Annotated in this window: 25 protein-coding genes; 11 read left to right on the top strand and 14 right to left on the bottom strand. The window is 39.5% G+C overall.

The window, feature by feature from the left end; translation table 11 throughout:
* Nucleotides 1–466: 466 nt before the first annotated feature.
* The 3 genes from gabP to NST57_RS03360 all read left to right on the top strand — a co-directional run bounded on the left by gabP (nucleotide 467) and on the right by NST57_RS03360 (nucleotide 4,123).
* Entirely contained in the window at nucleotides 467–1,855 is a 1,389-nt protein-coding gene (gene gabP, locus NST57_RS03370) for a GABA permease (protein ID WP_341298039.1), read from the top strand.
* A 96-nt stretch (nucleotides 1,856–1,951) separates the two neighbouring features.
* Nucleotides 1,952–3,484, top strand: coding sequence for a multicopper oxidase domain-containing protein (locus NST57_RS03365; protein ID WP_142154214.1), 1,533 nt, complete (start codon nucleotides 1,952–1,954; stop codon nucleotides 3,482–3,484).
* A 264-nt stretch (nucleotides 3,485–3,748) separates the two neighbouring features.
* Nucleotides 3,749–4,123 (top strand): carboxymuconolactone decarboxylase family protein, encoded by a 375-nt coding sequence (locus NST57_RS03360; protein ID WP_142154212.1) that lies wholly within the window; start codon nucleotides 3,749–3,751, stop codon nucleotides 4,121–4,123.
* Nucleotides 4,124–4,341: 218 nt separating this feature from the next.
* Here NST57_RS03360 and NST57_RS03355 read toward each other — a convergent pair whose 3' ends face one another.
* Together NST57_RS03355 and NST57_RS03350 are read right to left on the bottom strand one after the other, a co-directional pair.
* Nucleotides 4,342–5,391 (bottom strand): hypothetical protein, encoded by a 1,050-nt coding sequence (locus tag NST57_RS03355; protein WP_341298038.1) that lies wholly within the window; start codon nucleotides 5,389–5,391, stop codon nucleotides 4,342–4,344.
* Nucleotides 5,392–5,464: 73 nt separating this feature from the next.
* Nucleotides 5,465–5,833: an RlpA-like double-psi beta-barrel domain-containing protein gene (locus NST57_RS03350; RefSeq protein ID WP_003213878.1), complete on the bottom strand. Its 369-nt coding sequence runs from the start codon at nucleotides 5,831–5,833 to the stop codon at nucleotides 5,465–5,467.
* Nucleotides 5,834–6,043: 210 nt separating this feature from the next.
* On the opposite strand from NST57_RS03350, the gene NST57_RS03345 reads away from it, so the two are divergent.
* The 3 genes from NST57_RS03345 to NST57_RS03335 all read left to right on the top strand — a co-directional run bounded on the left by NST57_RS03345 (nucleotide 6,044) and on the right by NST57_RS03335 (nucleotide 7,799).
* Nucleotides 6,044–6,718, top strand: a complete 675-nt coding sequence (locus NST57_RS03345) for a hypothetical protein (RefSeq protein WP_341298037.1) — start codon at nucleotides 6,044–6,046, stop codon at nucleotides 6,716–6,718.
* Between the two features lie 124 nt (nucleotides 6,719–6,842).
* Entirely contained in the window at nucleotides 6,843–7,310 is a 468-nt protein-coding gene (locus NST57_RS03340) for a hypothetical protein (protein ID WP_008344358.1), read from the top strand.
* Nucleotides 7,311–7,448: 138 nt separating this feature from the next.
* On the top strand, nucleotides 7,449–7,799 hold the full coding sequence (locus NST57_RS03335; RefSeq protein ID WP_008344359.1) for a DUF4064 domain-containing protein: 351 nt from the start codon (nucleotides 7,449–7,451) through the stop codon (nucleotides 7,797–7,799).
* A 45-nt stretch (nucleotides 7,800–7,844) separates the two neighbouring features.
* On the opposite strand, the gene NST57_RS03330 is transcribed toward NST57_RS03335, so the two are convergent.
* Nucleotides 7,845–8,270, bottom strand: a complete 426-nt coding sequence (locus tag NST57_RS03330; protein WP_341298036.1) for a hypothetical protein — start codon at nucleotides 8,268–8,270, stop codon at nucleotides 7,845–7,847.
* Nucleotides 8,271–8,475: 205 nt separating this feature from the next.
* Here NST57_RS03330 and NST57_RS03325 point away from each other — a divergent pair, with 205 nt between their 5' ends.
* Nucleotides 8,476–9,354, top strand: coding sequence for a D-alanyl-D-alanine carboxypeptidase family protein (locus NST57_RS03325; protein WP_341298035.1), 879 nt, complete (start codon nucleotides 8,476–8,478; stop codon nucleotides 9,352–9,354).
* A gap of 35 nt (nucleotides 9,355–9,389) precedes the next feature.
* On the opposite strand, the gene NST57_RS03320 is transcribed toward NST57_RS03325, so the two are convergent.
* The 5 genes from NST57_RS03320 to groES form a co-directional block, all read right to left on the bottom strand.
* The gene (locus NST57_RS03320) at nucleotides 9,390–10,001 is read right to left on the bottom strand and encodes an FMN-binding negative transcriptional regulator (RefSeq protein ID WP_341298034.1); all 612 of its coding nucleotides are present in this window, start codon (nucleotides 9,999–10,001) and stop codon (nucleotides 9,390–9,392) included.
* Nucleotides 10,002–10,023: 22 nt separating this feature from the next.
* Entirely contained in the window at nucleotides 10,024–10,476 is a 453-nt protein-coding gene (locus NST57_RS03315; RefSeq protein WP_341298033.1) for a MarR family winged helix-turn-helix transcriptional regulator, read from the bottom strand.
* Nucleotides 10,477–10,711: 235 nt separating this feature from the next.
* Nucleotides 10,712–11,980: a deoxyguanosinetriphosphate triphosphohydrolase family protein gene (locus NST57_RS03310; protein WP_341298032.1), complete on the bottom strand. Its 1,269-nt coding sequence runs from the start codon at nucleotides 11,978–11,980 to the stop codon at nucleotides 10,712–10,714.
* Nucleotides 11,981–12,306: 326 nt separating this feature from the next.
* The gene (gene groL / locus NST57_RS03305) at nucleotides 12,307–13,941 is read right to left on the bottom strand and encodes a chaperonin GroEL (protein ID WP_007496015.1); all 1,635 of its coding nucleotides are present in this window, start codon (nucleotides 13,939–13,941) and stop codon (nucleotides 12,307–12,309) included.
* Nucleotides 13,942–13,997: 56 nt separating this feature from the next.
* Nucleotides 13,998–14,282, bottom strand: a complete 285-nt coding sequence (groES, locus tag NST57_RS03300; RefSeq protein ID WP_003214120.1) for a co-chaperone GroES — start codon at nucleotides 14,280–14,282, stop codon at nucleotides 13,998–14,000.
* Between the two features lie 229 nt (nucleotides 14,283–14,511).
* On the opposite strand from groES, the gene NST57_RS03295 reads away from it, so the two are divergent.
* Genes NST57_RS03295 through NST57_RS03285 form a run of 3 tightly spaced genes read left to right on the top strand, consistent with a single transcriptional unit; the run spans nucleotide 14,512 to nucleotide 16,121 of the window.
* A complete protein-coding gene (locus NST57_RS03295; protein ID WP_341298031.1) occupies nucleotides 14,512–15,246 on the top strand; it encodes a CPBP family intramembrane glutamic endopeptidase in 735 nt (244 codons plus the stop codon).
* Nucleotides 15,243–15,437 (top strand): YdiK family protein, encoded by a 195-nt coding sequence (locus tag NST57_RS03290; RefSeq protein ID WP_017366710.1) that lies wholly within the window; start codon nucleotides 15,243–15,245, stop codon nucleotides 15,435–15,437. Before NST57_RS03295 ends, NST57_RS03290 begins: the two co-directional genes overlap by 4 nt.
* 57 nt (nucleotides 15,438–15,494) lie before the next feature.
* A complete protein-coding gene (locus NST57_RS03285; RefSeq protein ID WP_341298030.1) occupies nucleotides 15,495–16,121 on the top strand; it encodes an NUDIX hydrolase in 627 nt (208 codons plus the stop codon).
* Nucleotides 16,122–16,160: 39 nt separating this feature from the next.
* Here the strand turns inward: NST57_RS03285 and tatC are convergent, their stop codons facing one another.
* The 4 genes from tatC to moaC are packed head-to-tail and all read right to left on the bottom strand — an operon-like array spanning nucleotide 16,161 to nucleotide 18,299.
* Complete coding sequence (tatC, locus tag NST57_RS03280; protein WP_445818778.1) at nucleotides 16,161–16,916, bottom strand: twin-arginine translocase subunit TatC; 756 nt, start codon at nucleotides 16,914–16,916, stop codon at nucleotides 16,161–16,163.
* A 15-nt stretch (nucleotides 16,917–16,931) separates the two neighbouring features.
* On the bottom strand, nucleotides 16,932–17,111 hold the full coding sequence (locus NST57_RS03275) for a twin-arginine translocase TatA/TatE family subunit (RefSeq protein ID WP_012009077.1): 180 nt from the start codon (nucleotides 17,109–17,111) through the stop codon (nucleotides 16,932–16,934).
* A gap of 27 nt (nucleotides 17,112–17,138) precedes the next feature.
* Nucleotides 17,139–17,792: a redox-sensing transcriptional repressor Rex gene (locus NST57_RS03270; RefSeq protein WP_073414387.1), complete on the bottom strand. Its 654-nt coding sequence runs from the start codon at nucleotides 17,790–17,792 to the stop codon at nucleotides 17,139–17,141.
* A 15-nt stretch (nucleotides 17,793–17,807) separates the two neighbouring features.
* On the bottom strand, nucleotides 17,808–18,299 hold the full coding sequence (gene moaC / locus NST57_RS03265; RefSeq protein WP_029575453.1) for a cyclic pyranopterin monophosphate synthase MoaC: 492 nt from the start codon (nucleotides 18,297–18,299) through the stop codon (nucleotides 17,808–17,810).
* 138 nt (nucleotides 18,300–18,437) lie between these two features.
* Between moaC and NST57_RS03260 the strand changes: the two genes are divergently transcribed.
* The gene (locus NST57_RS03260) at nucleotides 18,438–20,360 is read left to right on the top strand and encodes an ABC-F family ATP-binding cassette domain-containing protein (RefSeq protein ID WP_341298028.1); all 1,923 of its coding nucleotides are present in this window, start codon (nucleotides 18,438–18,440) and stop codon (nucleotides 20,358–20,360) included.
* 268 nt (nucleotides 20,361–20,628) lie between these two features.
* On the opposite strand, the gene tsaD is transcribed toward NST57_RS03260, so the two are convergent.
* Both tsaD and rimI read right to left on the bottom strand, forming a co-directional pair.
* Nucleotides 20,629–21,657: a tRNA (adenosine(37)-N6)-threonylcarbamoyltransferase complex transferase subunit TsaD gene (tsaD, locus tag NST57_RS03255; protein WP_341298027.1), complete on the bottom strand. Its 1,029-nt coding sequence runs from the start codon at nucleotides 21,655–21,657 to the stop codon at nucleotides 20,629–20,631.
* Nucleotides 21,650–22,078 (bottom strand): ribosomal protein S18-alanine N-acetyltransferase, encoded by a 429-nt coding sequence (gene rimI, locus NST57_RS03250; RefSeq protein ID WP_008344382.1) that lies wholly within the window; start codon nucleotides 22,076–22,078, stop codon nucleotides 21,650–21,652. Before rimI ends, tsaD begins: the two co-directional genes overlap by 8 nt.
* Nucleotides 22,079–22,089: the final 11 nt, after the last annotated feature.

Below are 22,089 nucleotides of genomic sequence, written 5' to 3'. Positions count from 1 at the left end.
TCACACATTACTTTTCTATATTTATCTTACAAAGCCAAGCCCGTGTGGGTCTACAGCAACATGATTCGCTTGAATCAGCAAAATAGGATACATAGAAATGTGTTGACCTAAGCAAACTTATTTTTATAAGGTCAATTGACCTCAAGACCTACTCCCATCAACGTTTTTCAAAATCCCTTCGAAAAATGAAAAAGAACAAAACCACTCTACCACTAAATTATCAGAATAATTTTATTTTAAAACACAACTTTTCTTTCTTCCTTCTTATGCTATTTTTAAGAATGGGCAGAGGAAAATGAGGGAACATAATCTCTCAAATCCTTTATACTTTTTAACATCATGTTAAGAGGTTTGAAATGTCAGTTTGATAACCTGTCCAATGCTGAATGACAATTCAGTATGATAAAATTTAAAATATTCTAAAAACAAACTCTTGAATAAAAGAGAAATGTTTGGAGGTAAGGAAATGTCCAACATGACAAACGGTCTTCAAAAAAACCTTAAGACAAGACATATTTCAATGATCTCCATTGCCGGGGTCATTGGGGCAGGGCTATTTGTTGGTAGTGGTGCTGTCATTCATTCTGCAGGGCCTGGATCGATTCTTTCCTATTCATTTGCCGGACTTCTGGTCATCTTTATTATGAGAATGCTTGGAGAAATGGCCTGTGCCTATCCGACAAGCGGCTCTTTCTCACAATATGCGAGCGACGCCATCGGCCCATGGGCTGGGTTTACAATCGGCTGGCTTTACTGGTTCTTCTGGGTCATCGTCATTGCCATCGAAGCCATTGCCGGTGCTGCCATTATTCAATATTGGTATGGAGATGCACCTGTTTGGCTCACAAGTCTTATCCTCACAATCCTCTTAACCTTGACAAATATCTTTTCTGTTAAATCTTTCGGCGAATTTGAATATTGGTTTTCATTGATTAAAGTCGTCAGCATTATTCTATTCCTACTCATTGGTTTTACATTTATCTTTGGTTTTGGCGGTCATCATACTGCAGGTCTTGCCAATTTAACGGGGAATGGCGGTTTCCTTCCAAACGGATTTGGCTCTGTGCTCCTCGGGATTGTCGTCGTCATCTTTTCCTTCATGGGAACCGAGATTGTGGCAATTGCCGCAGGTGAATCAGCAGACCCTGTCAAATCTGTGACAACAGCTACCCGTTCAGTTGTATGGCGTATTATTGTGTTCTACGTCGGGTCGATCGCCGTCGTTGTCACTTTACTCCCATGGAATTCAGCGAATATTTTAACAAGTCCGTTCGTTGCAGTATTAGAATACATCGGTGTCCCATCAGCCGCTCAAGTCATGAACGTCATTGTTTTAACAGCCGTTCTTTCTTGTTTAAACTCCGGCCTATACACAACGTCCAGAATGCTTTATTCATTAGCAGAAAGAGGCGAAGCACCAAAACGTTTTATGAAAATCAGCAAACGCGGTGTCCCTGTAGCAGCGACAGTCGCAGGTACCTTCTTTTCCTATATTGCCGTCATGATGAACTACTTTTACCCTGAAACCATCTTTCTATTTCTAGTCAATGCCTCTGGTGCCATTGCACTTCTTGTCTACTTGGTCATTGCCGTTTCACAATTAAGAATGCGTCGTAAAATTGAAAAAGAAAATCCAGAACAACTCAAAATCAAAATGTGGCTGTTCCCATACCTTACGTACTTTACCATTTTGGTCATCTGCGCCATCTTGGCCTCTATGCTGTTTATCGAATCAATGAGACCTCAGCTCATACTGACAAGCATCATTACCATCAGTGTATTAGCCGCCTACTTCATCTTTAAACCAAATAAAAAAGTGCCTGCAAGTGCAGCGCTTGAAAATAAACACCCTTAATTCTCCCGCTGAAAAGCGGTTTTTTTATTTTATTCACCTATTTGGATGTCCGCACTTATAATGTATCAAATTGATTTTAAGTGAGGATTAGTCAACATGAACCTAGAAAAGTTTGTTGACGAGCTGCCAATTCCAGAAGTCGCAGAGCCCGTCAAAAAAAACCCAAGACAAACATATTATGAAATGGCTATGGAGGAGGTGTTCCTAAAAGTTCATAGAGATCTGCCCCCAACCAAGCTATGGACCTATAATGGCAGTTTGCCTGGTCCAACCATTAAAGCGAATCGAAATGAAAAGGTCAAAGTGAAATGGATGAACAAATTGCCGCTCAAACACTTTCTGCCTGTCGATCACACCATTCACGCTGGACATCATGATGAACCCGAAGTCAAAACAGTCGTTCACCTGCACGGAGGCGTGACACCTGCAAGCAGTGACGGTTATCCAGAGGCTTGGTTTTCGCGAGACTTTGAAGCGACCGGCCCCTTCTTTGAACGAGAGGTTTACGAATACCCTAATCACCAGCAAGCATGCACATTATGGTATCACGATCATGCCATGGCACTAACACGATTAAATGTATACGCCGGATTAGCTGGCTTTTATTTGATCTCAGATGCGTTTGAAAAATCGCTCGAATTACCGAAAGATGAATATGATATCCCTTTAATGATCATGGACCGGACGTTTCAGGAGGATGGCGCACTGTTTTACCCAAGCAGACCAAATAACACACCAGAAGATAGTGACCTTCCAGATCCCTCTATCGTTCCATTTTTTTGCGGGGAAACGATTTTAGTCAATGGAAAAGTATGGCCATATTTAGAAGTAGAGCCGCGAAAATATCGTTTTCGCATCTTAAACGCGTCCAATACAAGAACTTACGAGCTTCATCTTGATAATGACGCCACAATCTTACAAATTGGATCTGATGGCGGCTTTTTGCCAAGACCTGTTCATCATCAATCTTTTAGCATTGCACCTGCAGAACGTTTTGATGTCATCATCGACTTCTCAGCTTACGAAAACAAAACGATTGTTTTAAAAAATACGGCAGGCTGCGGTCAGGAAGTCAATCCAGAAACAGATGCGAACATTATGCAATTTAAAGTCACTCGTCCGCTCAAAGGAAGAGCAGCTAAAACATTACGTCCGATATTCAAACCACTGCCACCGCTCCGGCCGAGCCGAGCTGATAACGAGCGGACGCTAACCCTTACTGGCACACAAGATAAATATGGGCGCCCAATTTTATTACTAGATAACCAGTTTTGGAATGATCCTGTCACGGAAAATCCTCGACTTGGGAGTGTAGAGGTGTGGTCCATAGTCAATCCAACAAGAGGCACACACCCTATTCATTTACATCTTGTTCAATTCAGAGTGATTGATAGAAGACCATTCGATACAGACATCTATCAATCAACAGGTGAAATCGTGTATACAGGACCAAATGAAGCGCCTCCTTTGCATGAACAAGGCTACAAGGATACGATTCAGGCGCATGCCGGTGAAGTCATTCGCATCATCGCTCGGTTTGTCCCATATAGCGGACGATATGTGTGGCATTGTCACATTTTAGAACACGAGGATTATGACATGATGCGGCCGATGGATATCATTCAATAAATATGAAACCTCCTTTCCGTTATTTGCGTAATATGATAAAAGGGCTAACAGCTTTTATATATTAGCCCTCTATTTTCTTTTCATTCTCCATGAAAAAACGAACAATGTATCGGATGAATGGCATTTATTTGAACATTCCATACTTAAAAAGTTGACGAAGTAAACCGATAATACTACTATATACCCATTACCTCTATCAAAAGGCACTTAAGAAAACATGCACGAACAAATAGAAAATCGTCATAAAAAACGGAGGAGTTCAATTTGAATGAAGAAAAAGAGACTTGCCAGGTCAAGCAAGAAACAGTGGCAGGTAACAGGGAGAAGCTTTCAATTCATGAAAACGAGAGCATTCGATCAAACATTGAACAACTAACAATTGAACTCGGTGAACAAAAAGAATTCAATCACTTCATATTAGATGAAAAACAGAAGGCCATCAGCACATTATCGGCTCTCATTGCAAAAGGTGATTGTGATGAAGAGTTAAAAGCTCATTTTGTACAAGCATTACATATCGGGCTCTCTGTTATAGAGATTATGGAGATCATTAAGCACTGTACAAAGGTTGCAGGATTCCCTCATTCCATTAATGCCTTGTTTATTTTTCAAAACTTACTAGATGAAAACACTAAATAAATAAGGAAAAACGAGAAGTCTTCTGTCCTCTCGTTTTTTTATTTCCACTTATTTTACTCTCTTACGTTCATTCTGTCACAGCAGCAAAATATAAAAATGCCACTCATTTCCTTGCTTAAAAAGTGATGTTCATTTCTCAAATCAGCATTTTTCACCGACACATCCCTTAACAAAATAAAAAAACGTCCAGTTATATGAAATAACTGAACGCGCATCTTTTATCGATTGATAGTGAAATTGTTAACAATCCCGCCTTCTTTCTCCCAAGCAGCTTCTACTGTTTTCTTCTTTATATCGTATTCAAAAATGGTTCTGACCTTCGCCTTTCGTCCTGTGTCATCCTTTAATTCCTTTGCGTTCTTTGCAACACCTAAGAAATAAACAGATGTACCATCCGCAGAAAATTGTGGCTGGGCAGCACTTAAAATACGCACATCTTGGCTGTTTTTAACGAGTGTCTTCGTTTTTCCTGTATCTACATCCATCACCTTAATAGATGATACTTCTTTTTCATTTCGAACCTTCACTTCTGTATAAATGAGTTTTTTATGATCTGGTGAAAAAGAAATATCATTGATGGTTTGAGAAATACGTGCAATTCGCTTTCCCTTCTCACCTGTTTGAAGGGTAATCTTCATGGTCGTTGGTTCAGGATCCATTCCTTTTTCATTTGCCTCATCCGTCTTTTTATAATCCTCTTTTAACGAATAATGCTGAATGGCCAACAGATTTGATGCTGGATCATAAGCAAACGAACTCACCGTATCATCATCACTTTTTTCTGGATATAACACTTTCACTTTCTGTGTTTTCAAATCAAAAGACGCGACATAAAATTGCTCACCAGAATCCTTGTTATATCTTAGATATAACTGCTTTCCGTCACCAGAAAGCCTCATACTGTCAATTGAATCGTTACTCGTAAAGAGCGTTTTTTCTTTATCCGTTTTCACATTTAATTCCCGTATACTTACTTTTTGTGTGTCTTCATCTGTATACGTGTAGTATAAAAGCTGTTTCACCTGATCATAAGCAATTGAAGGATATGCTGTCAGTTTCTCTGTATGAAGCGCCTTGTCATGCAAGTAATAAGTATTGTTTAACTTTTGATCCGTAAATGAAACAAGCAATTCGTCTTTTGCATCGTGATTTGTTTTCACTTTTCCTGCCTGTTTTGCCTCTTGCCCCGGCTTCATCATGAAGAAGATGACGGCCGCAATTGCTGCGACTCCAATCACTGTGACGATCCACCATGTTGATTTTTTCATTGACTTTCAGACCCTCTCCACAAGAAAAGAAGCCAGAAAATGAACTTTTCCCGCTTCTTTGCATGCCTATGTATTAATAAGTGTAATGCCCTTTGACGACACCTTTACTCGTTTTATACCCAAGTGCTTTGAATGCTTTCGGACTTACGTCTAATACTGCGTTTGGCATTCTACCTACATCATATTTATATACTGTAATCACTTTATGTGGTTTCGCTTTTGTTGTCACTCTTAGTTTTGTACCTTTTTTCGGTACGTCAAATCCCATTTTCGTTGCTGCATCCCAATGACCGAGTTTTTTTCCATCTGCGCCTTTTTTACCGACACCATTATACCATGTAATATTGCCGCTTACTTTTTTTGCACTTGCTCCATGTGAGAAACTAAACGCTAAAAATAAACTAGCTACTGTTACGATTGTCGCGATAAGCTTTTTATTCATTAAAAAATCCTCCGTATTTGGTTTCTGACCCTATTATACATGAAGATGCACCCAGTTATTTTACAGTCACATTACAATTCGAATACAAGTTGACCACTTAATGACCGATTTTGTTCATAAATTTCACCAAAAACAGCCAGAACATTGTCAGTAGATCCCTCCCTTACGTTTTATATAATAGAAATGAATCAAAGATAAGGAGGAATTTTCATGAAAAAGTGGTTCATCGTTTTGAGTGTAAGTTTGATCTTCGTTTTGATGCTTTCAAGTATTCCTGCCTCTGCGGCTGGTCCTCGTCACGGCGCCATCGTGACACAAACGGATGAAGCCAAATGGTCAGGTATCTCGGCTGATATTGTGCTGCCAAAAACAGCCACCATTAAAAATGGCTATGCCGACTGGTATCTTGGCCTCGGTTCTGCCGTTGTTGAAAGCGGGATTTCAAAAACATCTTCTGGCTATAAGGTCTTTCTGGGCACCGGCTCCCAAGGCGGCAGTCAATATTGGAACAGCGAATACGATTCAAGTATTAAAGATGGTGCACGTGTCAACTTAAAGCTCATCAACAATGGTGATGGCACAGTGTCACTATACGTCAACGGGAAACTGCGTTATAAACAGCCTGTTTTCAACCCTAGTCGTCTGAAAGACCTCGATGTCGTCAAAATGGTACACGGCGTACAAGATAATGGAACAAACAGCTACTCGCAAGCAAGTTTCTCTAATGTACAGCTTCGTGCAAATACATCTGGAAGTGTCTATAAAAAATGGGACAGCACCATCAAATCATCTCTTTTACGCAAAAATCTAGAATCAGGTGCTCCGACTCCAAAATTCACGGTCATTTCGTCTATCCCACTTAGTACAACCCTTTCAGCACAATAAAACATGAGCACCCACCTTTGGGTGCTTTTGATTGTTCACAGCTTATCAACACTTCTCTTTTAATCAAAACATCGATTCGTGGTAACATAAGCATACATACTTTGAAGAACAAAGGAGAAAGAACGTGAGAAAAAGTCTACTTGTTTTCATGAGTCTTGTTGCAACCTTCTCTATCCTAGCAGCTTGCTCAAATACGGCAAAAGAAGAAAAAACAGAATCTACGGCACTTCCAACGATTAATCAACGCATTCAAAATGAAACGAAAGAGGTCATGGAGCAGTCTAAGCTCGTAAAAGACACAACAATCACCGTTGATCAAAAGAAAAAAGTCATTTCCTTAAACGTGACAGCTTCATCTGAGACCAATAGTGATTACGCTGAAGTCATTGGTTTGAACTTTGCCAAAACACTAGCTATTGGTGCATCCACTGAAAAGGAAAACAACCTGCATAAACCGGAAAATGACAGCCTCGGCGCCCTCTACTCCTTTTATGACCTAAATATTACCGTGAAACAGGAAAACGGAAAAGTACTGGCAAAAGGAAAGAAAACAACAAATGAAACAAAGATTACCTGGGAGAGAGCCCAGTAATTGGACAAGAAAATTCTTTATGGATTTTCTTGTTTTTTTTAACAAAACTATTAACATTGTGAAAAGAATGCCGATGAGTAAGATTGTGTTGGTTCTTAAGTACCAATAATTCTTATTTACATATCGGAGGAAAGTATCATGAAAAGAACAACGGAATTTGTTTTAGGCTTAATTGGAGGAATTTTTGGGTTTTTCGGTGCAATGTTTGCCATTGCCTTTGGAGGACTCGATGCCGCATTTAGTGAATCAGGTACGAGTCAAATCACAGGATTAGGCTGGGCAGCGATGCTTTTCTCTATTCTTGCTATTGTGGCATCTGTTATCGTGAAGAAAAAAGCAAAGCTTGGCGGGATTTTATTATTAGTATCTGCTGTTGGTGGTATTATTTCTATTTCTATGTTCTTTATCCTTCCAGCTGTATTAATCCTCATCGCAGGATGCATGGGTGTGTTTAGAAAAGAGCCTGTCAAAACAGTTCCAGCTGAATAACGTGGATATATAAAAGCTTGTAGAGGGTCGCTCTACAAGCTTCTTTTATTGTATATTTTCGTTTAAATCTTCTCTTATGATATCAATCAGTGTGTCAATATCCGAGTGAGTTCTAGATGCTAATCGTACCAGCAAATGATCGATATACTCATACAAATGACGATCTTTCAACATATACTTCCCATAATACGGAATGACAAAGAAATAGAGCAAATCAGCTACTTCTAGTGCAACGTCATCACCAACTTCATTCTTTAGCGCCTCCCCAACACATTGGATCAGCCAATTCAAATCTTCTTTCTTTTCAATCGGAACGTACATCAGCTGATGAATACGGTCCGTATCTCCCGTTTGTAAAATCTGCTCCGCTGCTCCCTTTGATAGAGCACCAATCTCTTTAGAAGATATATTAAGAACCGCGAATTCATTCTCTGATCTGTCTTGATCCATTTGCAGCACGTTTTGGTACATCTCGACTCACTCCCCGTTCTCAGATACTTTTATTATAAGGAATTCATCTGATTTTTTTTGGAAATAGTGGATTTTTTATGTAATTTTAAACAAAAAAAAGAACCTAATGATATGATTCAATCTCAATTGGCATAAAAAAACCATTGCACTTTATTTCAATCTATCTCAATATATGTATGTTAGTAGATTGAAAGGGATGAGAGAAATGAAGATGAAACACCCGTGGATCAAAGGAATTATTGTCAGTGTGGTTCTCGTACTTGGGCTTGGAATCTTTCCTGTCCAGCTGCCCTTTTTACACATGACTTATGCGACACCAGTCGCAAAAGCAGCTACACCGAAATACGTGACAACAGCGAATGTTCATCTTCGCAAGGGACCTGGAACAAAATATTCAGTGATATTGACCATTCCAAAAGGGAAAAGGATTCCTTATCTTAAAAAGAATGGTTCATGGATTCAAACAAAGTATAAAGGAAAGACGGGTTACGTTAGCTTTCAATATATCAAAAAAGCAGGCAAAAGCTCACCAGCTTCATATGCTGCTCCTTCCACTAAAACGCCAGGTACGTATGTAAAAGGGATATTGGTTGTGAATAAGAAACATAGACTCCCATCTTCATACAATCCCGGAGAAAACAAACAAGCGAGAAAAGCTGTAAACGCTATGATCGCGAAAGCAAAAAAAGCAAACATCCGACTCACCGCTTTTAGCACCTTCCGTTCATACGACCGTCAGCGTGTCTTGTACAACAATTACGTCGCCTCTCATGGCAAAAAACAAGCAGATCGATTTAGCGCAAGACCAGGCTATTCCGAACATCAAACCGGCCTTGCTTTTGATATAGGCGGTGCCAATTCAAAACATTGGGCTGAAGATTCTTTTGCCAATACGAAAGAAGCGAAATGGCTGGCCAAACACGCCCATGAATTTGGCTTTATCATCCGCTATCCGAAAGGTAAAGAAAAAGTGACAGGCTATCAATATGAACCATGGCACCTCAGATACCTCGGATCAACCAATGCGAAAAAAGTGAAAAAGAGCGGCAAAACCCTTGAAGAATATTTGAACATAAAAGGATAACAACAAAAGCACTCTTTTTCTTCAGAGTGCTTTTTTCATATATTCTCTTCTCTCTTTTTCATCACAGCCGCCATTTCCACTTCACCCTCTGCTTCCAGCTGTTCAATAATGCGAGCATAATCTCTTTCATGGCGATTTTGGCTTAACTTAAAAGCGGCTTGAACTTCATCAATGATGATTTTGAAGCCCACAATCCCTTTCATTTGTTTCTCTAACAGTTCCTCAGACAACGTATCCCACAGCACTGGCTGATCTCTATGACTTTCATATGTCTCCAGCATCACTGTTAATCTCTTGACCAGTTCTGATTTTTCAAGCAGTGAAGCCTTTCCATATACATGTACAGCTTGATAATTCCACGTCGGTACGGCTTCTTTCTCATACCACGAAGAGGATATGTAAGCATGCGGCCCCTGAAAAATGACGAGCACCTTCTCATTTTCTTCAAACGTTTTCCACTGAGGATTTCCAATCGCCATATGCCCTGAGATCACATACGAATCGCCAATTTGATGAAAACTCACTGGAATATGGGTCGCAATGGGCTTTTCATCCATTGTGCTCACGACTGTTGCAAATGAATGGGATTGAATAAATGATTTGATTTTCTCCATATCTTTCACTTGAAAAAATGATGGTATATGCATGTTCCCTTCCCCCCTCATTTAATTAGTAGCTTCTCTTTTTGCCTTTTTTCACACCTTCCCAATCTTTTTCGATATTCTTTCGCACCCTCAAAAGATACTGATAAATCTGTTCCGCTTCCTCTTCAGAAAATCCATCCAGCGCTACCCGATTTGAATGATCATGTTCTCGTTTGATCATTGGATTGACGACTTTCCCTTTCTCAGTTGGAAACAGCTTCTTGATTTTTTTATTCACTGAGTCATCTTTCTTCTGAATAAAACCATGCAGCTCTAATTTTTGAATAGCCCGGGCAGCCGTTGTTCGATCTACCTTGATCATCTCCGCTAGTTCCTCCTGAATGATGCCAGGCTCCTCACAAATACGCACAAGATACAAATACTGCCCCTTCGTTAAATCATACTCTTTAAATTCAATATTACTAATTGAATCAAGCGCCCGAGCAATCACGCCAATCTCCCGCAAAATTTCTCTCATTTATCACGCCTCTTTTTTATTGTATTTACATAAATTTTAAAAATTAGTATAGCTCATGAATATTGTATATGCAATAAAAAGCCCACTTCCTCTATAGAAGTGGGTTTCAGCCTCTTATTCATCACGCCTCTTCGATCCAAACAATACAGACAACAGGATAATATAATTGAACCCGACAAATTAATAAAGAATTATATATTTTAAAACTCATATATTCAAGTTAGATCACAACATATTACAATAAATTAGACAAACTTGACTCACCGTAAATTTCAGTATATAAATTAATCGAAAATTTATCCATCATACCCGAAATATAATCTGAAACACTTCTATGAATACAATTAGTATCTCTAAATTCTACAGGCAAAAGAAGTAGATCTTTATTAAAATCTTTATCTGTGAGAGCTTCCATTAAACCTTTAATTACTTTCTCACCCAATCTCTCATACATTTGAACTTTATTAGTACGATTAACTGAAGTAAAAGTTTTTTTCTTTAATGATTTCACTAAAGATTGGTACTTAACAAACCCAAGCTCTTCATTGTTTTTTGTTCCTGTTTTAACTTTATAATCTTCGCTTAACTGGACTAAATCAATATCACGTGCCAGTTTATCTACTATGATAGAAGTCAGTTCTTTGCGAAAAACAAATGCGAATTCTTCTGAAGAATTGTACATAGTAGATTTATAAGCATAACATTTTGCACTCTTAACCCAATCGCTTAAAATATTAAAATTATCCTTGCAATGTAATTTAATCTCGAATAAAAGTTCTTCGATATTGAAATAATTTGAACTTAAAGCATCCTCTAAATCATGAGCACAATATGCAATCTCATCTGCTAAATCTACAATCTGTACATCAATTGTTCGAGGGTATATTTCTAGATCATTGAGCTTTGCATTGAAGAAATCATAGTCTTCCTTGTACAAAAATTTACTTTCTTGGTGATCATGATCATAGGGCCTAAAGTATTTAACAGTACTCAAAAGACTTCTTCCGGTTAAATTTAGCCCTTTTAAGTTAGGATGCTTTTTTTCTAATTTTGTTAAGATACGAATTGTTTGTGCATTCCCTTCGAAACCTCCATGCTCTTTCATAAGTTTGTTTAAAACCTTCTCACCATGATGTCCAAATGGTGGATTTCCTATATCATGGGCAAGAGCACCACTTTCTACAACATAAATGTCTTCTCCGTAAACATCTAAAGTTGGAATCTTATTTTTTAATAATTCTGCAATTGATCTTGCTATTTGGGCAACTTCAAGACTATGTGTTAAACGATTTCTGAAGAATTTTCCTTCCTGAACATCCAATAGTTGCATTTTTCCTTGTAAACGTCTGAAAGATGATGAATATAATATTCGTGCATAATCACGTTGGTACTCATTTCTAGACCTACCATTCTCACTATGTTCGATTGAAAACCTTTCATTAGCTGTTTCTTTCAAAGGTACATAGTAATTTTCAAAGTAATTTTTTAATTGATTGTTTTCCAAGTAATCACTCCTAATAAAAACATAAGTGCAGATTTTGTCTTATAGATATTTGAACTCAGAAAAATGATAATAATTGGTATTATTCTTTAAAAATACATACATATTTTTTACAGTACCACTAATTACATATTATAACAATATAAAAACCAAAAAATATTTTTCGAAATTTCAAATATTTTTTAGATACAAAAAAGAGGCCTCTCATTTAATAAATTTTTTAAGAGACCTCTTCTTATTGCTTTTAATGAAGCTTATGAAATTTAGAAATGACTGTGGGTTTGAATAAATGCTCTAACCTTGCTACTGATCAAGGTCTTAGAGATTTCTTACATCATTCCACCCATACCGCCCATACCGCCCATATCCGGCATTCCGCCGCCTGAGCCGCCTTCTTCTGGTTTGTCAGCTACGACTGCTTCAGTTGTAAGAAGCATAGCTGCTACAGAAGCTGCGTTTTGAAGTGCAGAGCGAGTGACTTTTGTTGGGTCAACGATTCCTTTTTCGATCATGTTTACCCATTCGTTTGTTGCTGCGTTGAAGCCTACGCCAATTTCTTCGTTTTTCAAGCGCTCAACGATGACTGATCCTTCAAGACCTGCGTTGTGAGCGATTTGACGAATTGGCTCTTCAAGAGAACGTAGAACGATGTTCACACCTGTTTGAACGTCACCATCAGCTTCGATGGAAGCGACTTTGTTGTATACATTCACAAGTGCTGTACCACCACCGGATACGATACCTTCTTCAACTGCTGCACGAGTTGAGTTCAGTGCATCCTCAATGCGTAGTTTACGTTCTTTTAGTTCTGTTTCAGTTGCAGCACCAACTTTGATGACAGCAACGCCGCCAGCTAGTTTTGCAAGACGTTCTTGTAATTTTTCTTTATCGAATTCAGAAGTTGTTTCTTCTACTTGCGCACGAATTTGGTTCACGCGTGCTGCGATTTGAGCAGAATCTCCTGATCCTTCTACGATCGTTGTGTTTTCTTTTGTGACAACCACTTTAGACGCACGGCCAAGCTGACCAATTTCAGTTGATTTCAGGTCAAGTCCTAGGTCTTCTGTGATTAATTCTCCGCCAGTTAGAACAGAGATGTCTTCAAGCATTGCTTTACGACGATCACCGAATCCAGGTGCTTTTACTGCCACTGCGTTGAATGTTCCACGAAGTTTGTTCACAACAAGTGTTGCAAGTGCTTCGCCTTCTACATCTTCAGCAATGATCAATAATGGTTTTCCTTGTTGTACGACTTGCTCAAGTACAGGAAGGATTTCTTGAATGTTTGTGATCTTTTTATCAGTGATTAAGATGTAAGGATTTTCAAGAACCGCTTCCATCTTATCAGAATCAGTTACCATGTATGGTGAAGCGTATCCACGGTCAAACTGCATTCCTTCAACCACTTCAAGCTCAGTTGTGAAACCTTTAGATTCTTCAATTGTGATTACGCCGTCGTTTCCTACACGCTCCATCGCTTCAGCAATGAGGCTGCCGACTTCTTCATCTGCTGCAGAAATAGACGCAACTTGAGCAATTGATTCTTTGCCTTCGATTGGTTTAGAAATCTCGTGCAAGCCTTCAAGTGCTACCTTCACTGCTTCTTCGATCCCTTTACGAACGCCAACAGGGTTTGCACCAGCTGTTACGTTTTTAAGACCTTCACGGATCATTGCTTGAGCTAGAACTGTTGCAGTCGTTGTACCGTCACCAGCTACGTCGTTTGTTTTGCTTGCAACTTCAGCCACAAGTTTTGCACCCATGTTTTCAAATGCATCTTCTAATTCGATTTCTTTTGCAATCGTTACACCATCATTTGTGATAAGTGGAGAACCGAATTTTTTCTCAAGAACCACGTTACGTCCTTTAGGTCCTAAAGTTACTTTTACAGCATCTGCAAGTGCATCTACACCACGTAACATCGCACGACGTGCTTCTTCACTGAACTTAATATCTTTTGCCATAATAACGAAACCTCCTCAGTCTTTTTAGAAATATATCTCAATCTTTGTTTATATGATTAACCAATAACAGCTAAAATGTCGCTTTCACGAAGGATTAAATATTCTTTTCCTTCATATTTCACTTCAGTACCTGCATATTTTGAGAAGATAATGCGGTCGCCTGTGTTTACTTCTAACGCAACGCGCTCACCACTTTCAAGTACACGACCTGAACCTGCTGCAACAATTTTACCTTCTTGCGGTTTTTCTTTTGCAGAATCCGGTAAGACAATACCGCTAGCGGTTTTTTCCTCAGATTCAACGAGTTCAATGATTACGCGATCGCCTAATGGCTTTAACATAAGAAACAACCTCCTCAATTTTTATATGTAGTCTTTTTTAGCACTCATCATCAACGAGTGCTAACACATTTATTATAATAAAGAATGTCTTCTGTAATTTCAAGTAAAAACCTTTAAAAATTTTTACGCTTTCATGATCTTTTTTTATCACCGATTCTTTCCTTTTCAACGAAAAAGAAGACTTGTGTTACAATAAATCTAGTTCTTTTAGTAAAGGGGTTTTCGTTACTTGAAAAAACAATATTGGTACATCATCTTAACGTATATATTGGTGCAATTTTCTGCGTTTCCGTATGTGTTCATCATGAAGTGGTTAGGTTACATTCAGACACCGATGACACAAGCAGAGCTCTCCAAATTGTCAGGAACATGGACAATCATCAGCTTCTGTATTGGACTAATCATTATTCTGCTCATCCTTCGGACTGTACCAAAAGCTTCACTTCGAAATGAAGCACCGGCTTCAGTCGGCGTGGCAATCGCTTGGATCATTGGCGGTTTCTTTCTTTCCCTCTTTGCACAATCCATTGCGGGGGCGATTGAACAATATGCATTTGGCATTGGCCGAGAATCCGAAAATACTCAAAACATTTTAGCCATTATGGATGCAGTTCCATGGCTTGTAATCGTCATCGCTCTGATTGGACCGATATTAGAAGAAATCATTTTTCGAAAAATCATTTTTGGTGTGGTTTATGAAAAAACGAATTTTTTCATTGGCGCACTTGTCAGTTCAGTGGTTTTCGCTGCTGTACACAATGATTTCCCACATATCTTGCTCTATACCGCAATGGGCTTTACATTTGCCTTTTTATATGCGAAAACAAAACGAATCATTGTGCCAATCGGCGCACACATGCTGATGAACTCGCTCGTCATTCTTGTGCAGATTGAGCCAGTGAAAAAAATGATTGAAGAACAATCCCAAACAATGCAAATGATTATTGGAGGCTTTTTCTCATGAGAAACCCTGTCGTATGGGGCATTATTTATTTTGCCGTAGGTGTGGCGTTCACCTATATGGCCATTCAAAATCCAGGTGACATGTGGTCATTTTACAGCATTTTGCTGATGGTGTTTGCGGCCTATAATATCAATATCGCGTTAAAAATGTTTGCTTTTTCTGTCAAAATGAAAAAACAGCAGCAAAAATAAACCAAAAACCATTTTCCGCCGTTTGGAAAATGGTTTTTTTATGGAGGTCATGTTTTCATGGAACACGAAAAACTGAACATCATGAACAATCAGCATGAAACGATTGGTACAGCCGCTCGATCTGATATCCATGCTGAGGGCCTTTGGCATGAAACCTTTCATTTCTGGCTTTTAAAAAAGGAAGATGACACAGTGTTTCTCTATTTTCAGCTCAGGAGTCCCGCCAAAAAAGATTTTCCTTCTCTATTTGATATCACAGCAGCAGGCCACCTTCTCGCAGATGAACAGCCTTCTGATGGCATCAGAGAAGTCGAAGAAGAGCTTGGTCTCTCCATCTCGTTTGAGAACCTTACCTTTGCTGGTGTTATTAAAGATGAAATCCATATGCCTTCGTTTACCGATCGTGAGTTTTGCCATGTGTATTTTTATATGGATCAAAAAAAGCACATGGATGTCCATCTACAGAAAGAAGAGGTTGCTGGACTTTATAGAGCAAAGCTGATAGATGCACAGCAGCTTTTAAGTAGAGAATGCGAAAAAATGAACATCGAGGGCTTTGAAGTGGATGCAGACGGCAAGCGACGTGAGGAAAAAAGAGAGGTCCGTGTACATGATTTTGTCCCGCATGAACCTGCCTATTACGAGCATCTCTTTCAAGCAATCAATCAATTTCTTTCACAATAGAAAAAGCATCGTGATCCCTATTTGGATCACGATGCTTTTTTATGAGACAACATCATTTTCTTTCTCCTCTGTCTCTGTTTGCTGCATTTTGCGATAGGTCACTCTTGAAATGACAATACTCACTTCATACAATACGAGCATCGGCAAAGTAACCATGAGGTGGGAAACGATCTCTGGCGGTGTAATCAGTGCGGCAATGACAAGGAGGACAAAATAGGCATACTTCCGTATTTTTGATAAAAACATCGGTGTGATGATGCCAAGTCTTGTGAGAAACATCAACACAACGGGCATCTGAAACAAAAAGCCAAATGGAAGTGTTAACTGCATCAGAAATGTAAAATACTCATGAATCCCAATGACTTGCTCTACATTTAAATCATTCGACATCCGTATCATAAAATCAACGACAAACGGAAACAAAATAAAATAAGAGAAAGCCACACCGCTCAAAAATAACAGCAGTGCAATCGGAATATAAGCAAGTGTCACCTTTCTTTCTTTATCATATAAGCCAGGGCTCACAAACGCCCATAGCTGATATAAAATAACGGGACACGTCAAAATGAGAGCAATGACAAATGCGAACTGCATAAACACGTACAGGGGATCTGTAAGCTTAAATGCGTTCAGCGTGAGTGTTGCCGCTTCATCGGTATTTTGTAAATACACAATGACCGGCTTAGCGAGAAAAAAACCAGCCACCATAAAGGTGACAAAAAACATCGCAATGACCACTAAACGTTTTCGCAGTTCCACAATATGCTCCATAAGCGGCATATCTTTGACATTCATGAAGCTCATCCTATTCTACTGATCTTCTTTTTTCTTATTTTCTTCCTGATCATCAGCTAAACCCTTTGTGGCATTTTTAAATTCACGTAATGTATCTCCTGCTGCTCTTCCTAATTGAGGAAGCTTTTTCGGCCCAAAAATAATGAGCGCAACAATCGCAATCAGAACCAAACTTCCAGGACCAATCGGACCCATTTGCTCCACCCCCTTTACCCCTTTTCGTCAATCCTCCTGTGTAATAGAGTAATGCTTTAAGAAATACACAAGAGACTGAAGTTCAACCGCCAAATCTATATGATGAATTCGAATGTGTTCCGGCACATTCAATCGGGCCGGCGTAAAGTTAAGGATTCCTTTGATGCCAAGGGCAATCAAACGATCTGTAATGGATTGAGCTGCTACGGCAGGTACTGTCAAAATCGCAACAGGAATATCTCCTACCTCTTGCACATGCTCTTCAAGCTTATCCAAATCATAGACAGGCACGCCGCCTATCTCACTTCCTATTTTACTCTCATTGACGTCAAAAGCCATTGAAATTTTTGTATTATTATTTTTAATGAAATTATAGTGTAAAAAAGCAGTCCCTAAATTCCCGACACCGATGAGCATGACATTCGTCATTTCATCTTGGTCAAGGGTCTTTCTAAAGAAGGTCAAGAGGTAATCGACATTATAGCCATACCCTTTCTTCCCAAGTGCACCAAAGTAAGAAAAATCTCGGCGAATGGTGGCAGAATCCACTTTGACTGCATCACTAAGCTCTGCCGATGACACCCTTTGTTTTCCTGATGCATGCAGATTTTTTAAAAAACGGTAGTAAAGCGGCAAACGTTTGGCTGTCGCTTGTGGAATTTTTGACTGGTCTATATTCATATAAGATCCTCCAACTTAAATATCAGATGCTCTGTGAAAATCACCGTTTTTCCCGCCTGTTTTTTCTACTAGATAGGTCGGGCCGATGATCATCCCTTTGTCTATTGCTTTGCACATGTCATAAACGGTCAGTGCACATACTGAGGCAGAAGTGAGCGCTTCCATCTCCACACCCGTACTTCCTTTTGTTTTCACTTGTACTTGTATGTTCAGAATGTACGCATTTCCGTCTTCCTCCCAATCAAAGGAGATATCGACACCTTTTAATGCAAGCGGATGGCACATTGGAATGATAGTAGATGTTTGCTTTGCTGCCATGATGCCAGCTACCTGTGCGACAGATAGTACATCCCCTTTTCCAATGTCATGCTTTTGTATTTGATGAAATACTTCTTTTATCATACGAACGCTTGAAACAGCAACGGCAGTTCTCACTGTAGACGATTTGTCACTAATATCGACCATCTTTGCTCTTCCTTGTTCGTTAAAGTGGCTAAATTGACTCATCTTTCAACGCTCCCTCACTCAAATCATACACTATTTTTTCCTATCTGTCTTTCATTTGACCATGGCAGCCGTATGTAAGATTTGCCGGTTTACTGCTGATAAGCTACACTTAACATATTATAGCAGAGGTGAAGTTACATGATGATTCTACAAGTGAATCAGCTGTCCAAATCGTTTGGCGCTGATACCGTTTTAACGAATATAAAATTGGAAGTCAAAGCGAGGGATCGTATTGCCATTGTCGGTCGTAACGGTGCAGGAAAATCCACGCTTTTAAAAATCATTGCCGGTCAAATGTCTTACGAACAAGGTGAGATCATCAAACCGAAAGACCTATCTATTGGATATCTCGCACAGCATACAGATGTGACGTCTACACGTACGCTAAAAGACGAACTACTATCCGTTTTCGATCATTTAAAAGAAATGGAACAAGAGATGAGAACCATAGAAGAGAAAATGGCTTCTTCCACAGGAACAGAATTAGATTCTCTAATGAAAACCTATGACAGGCTGCAGCAAGCATTTAAAGATCAAGGCGGCTACCAATATGAAGCAGATGTCCGCTCCATTTTACACGGACTCGGCTTTAGTCATTTTGAAGATCAGACAACCGTTCAATCCTTAAGCGGCGGTCAGAAAACTCGTCTAGCGCTTGGAAAGCTATTATTGATGAAACCAGAACTCTTGATTTTGGATGAGCCAACCAACCATCTAGATATTGATACCTTATCATGGCTTGAGCAGTATTTGCAAAATTATACAGGAGCCATTCTCATCGTTTCCCATGACCGATACTTCTTAGACAAAGTCGTGAACCATGTATATGAAGTGTCAAGAACAGCGATGAAAAAGTTCGCTGGGAACTATAGTAAGTATCTTGACCAAAAAGCTGAGCAGCTAGAGCGTGATATGAAGCTGTATGAAAAACAGCAAGAAGAAATTTCGAAGCTTCAAGATTTCGTGGATCGCAACTTAGCAAGAGCCTCCACCACAAAGCGTGCTCAAAGCAGGCGGAAACAGCTGGAACGGATGGATCGTTTAGATAAGCCGTTAGGAGATGAAAAATCCGCAAACTTCCATTTCGATATTATGAGGCAAAGCGGAAATGACGTGCTGAAGGTGCATGATCTCGATATTAGTTACGATGAAAAAACGCCGCTCCTATCCTCCCTCTCTTTTCATATTAAACGGGAGGATAGCGTGGCACTCATCGGTCCTAACGGTATCGGGAAATCAACTCTTTTAAAAACCTTAACGGATACGTTAAAACCAGTAAAAGGCGATATCAGCTTTGGTTCTCATGTGACGATTGGCTACTATGATCAGGAACAAGCCAAGCTGACATCCTCCAAGAAAGTGTTAAATGAACTTTGGGATGATTATCCCCATATGACTGAAAAAGACATTCGGACTTGTTTAGGAAACTTCCTTTTTTCAGGTGATGACGTATTAAAGCCTGTACATGCTTTAAGTGGTGGAGAAAAAGCACGACTTGCACTGGCAAAGCTGATGCTCCAAAAAGCAAATTTCCTCATTCTCGATGAACCGACGAACCATCTTGATTTAGACAGTAAGGAAATATTAGAGAATGCACTAATTGATTATCCAGGCACCATCTTGTTTGTTTCGCATGACCGTTACTTTATCAATCGCTTGGCAACAAAAGTACTTGAGCTTTCACCAAATGAAACAAAAGAATACCTCGGTGACTACGACTATTATCTTGAAAAGAAAAACGAACAATTAGAGCTTGAAGCACTCCAAACTCAGGAGACGCATAAAAAACAAGCAGAAAAACCAGTAGAAACAGCAAAACTTTCCTATGCAGAAGAAAAAGAACTAAAAAAGAAAGAAAGACAAAAGCAGCGCCGAATTGAAGAAATTGAAGAGCGTATCGCTGTCATCGAAGACAAGCTTAGTGAGAACGAAGAGCTTCTATGTGATCCTGCTATTTTCCAAGATCACGAGAAAGTACAAGCCATTCAAACAGAAAATGATGCGCTCAATCAAGAGATGGAATCACTTTTTGCGGAATGGGAAGATCTATCAGATGCTTAAAGAGTGCCCTAACGGGTGCTCTTTTTTTAAGGTGAGAATCTTTATCCACAACGATACCCACAATAACATCTTGATTATTCTTAAATATTTTAAAGTTATCCACTTTATCCACAGCATTTTAATCACATATCCACATAAAAGATCACATTTATACACATTCTCTTCATTTTAAAACGAATTTTCTAACAATTGTGGATATATAACGTTTACATGTGAATAAATCGCTTTCATTTCAATAGAAAAAACTCCTGTATATCCACAGGAGTTCTTATTCATAGGAGACAAGCGGCAGTCCAGGTTGACCGTTCATTGCCATGTCGCCTCTTATTCCCTTTTCAAATGCAATGGTTCCCGCAGCAGCAATCATGGCTGCATTGTCTGTACAAAGAGACAATGGTGGAATCATGACATTCACTTCAGGCAGCTTCGCAAATGATGAAGTGAGAGCTTCTCTAAGACCTTTATTGGCAGCGACCCCGCCAGCTAGAACGACTTGTTTCACACCATACGCTTCAGCCGCTTTTAATGTCTTTCCGACTAGCACCTCAATCACACTTTCTTGGAAACTTGCAGCTAAATCCTCAGGCGCAATGGTTTCACCCTTTTGAGACGCATTGTGTAATGTGTTGATAACCGCTGATTTTAAACCGCTGAAGCTAAAATGATAGGACCCTTCTTCTAGCCATGCTCGAGGAAGCTTAATCGTCGGCTCCCCTTCATGTGCTAATCGATCAATGTGAGGTCCCCCTGGATATGGCAGACCCATCGTCCGAGCTACTTTGTCATACGCTTCTCCAGCCGCATCATCCAACGTTTCGCCAATGACCTCAAAAGACCCATGCTCTTTCATCAAGACAAGCTCAGTATGTCCACCAGAGACGACTAGAGCTAAACAAGGAAATACAAGTTTACCAACGAGCTGGTTCGCATAAATGTGTCCAGCAATATGATGAACACCAACCAGCGGAATCTGATGTGCAAAACTCAATGCTTTGGCTGCATTGACACCTATCAAAAGTGCACCAACTAAGCCCGGCCCTTCTGTTACAGCAATAGCGTCTAAATCCTGAAAAGACATATTGACCTGGCTCATGACTTCTTCTAATACGATCGTCATTTGTTCCACATGATGCCGTGAAGCAATTTCTGGCACCACACCGCCAAATCGTTTATGACTTTCTATTTGTGAAGCGACAACATTGGCTACGATCTCTTTCCCATTTTTCACAATGGACGCAGCTGTTTCGTCACAGCTTGTTTCTATACCTAATATGAATCGATCTTTTTTTTCACTCATTTATCTTCACCCACATGACTAATGCATCTTCCCCGTTATCCGTATAATAATTCTTTCGAATAGAAGCTGGTTTAAAACCGAGCTTTTCATAAAGGGATTGTGCTGGCGTATTTGATACCCGCACTTCTAGTGAAAGATGATCTGTCTTTTTTTCTTTGCAAAATTCCATGACATATCGAAGCAGCGCTTCCCCGTATCCTTTTCCCCGGTGCTCAGGGAGAATCGCAATATTCGTAATTTGTGCATCATCCATGACAATCCAAACTCCGCAATACCCAACAGGCTGACCATCTTCTTCAATAAGGAAATAATGGCTGTATTGGTTATGGAGAATTTCATAGACAAACGACTCTTTTTTCCAAGGTGCTGTAAACGAATGCACTTCAATCGTATATACTTCTGGGATGTCCTCTACCGTCATTCTTCGCATCT

The sequence above is a fragment of the Bacillus sp. FSL M8-0077 genome (genome assembly GCF_038050255.1).
In the GTDB taxonomy this organism is placed as follows: Bacteria; Bacillota; Bacilli; order Bacillales; family Bacillaceae; genus Bacillus; species Bacillus altitudinis.
This window is presented reverse-complemented; position numbering and strand designations above follow the sequence as displayed.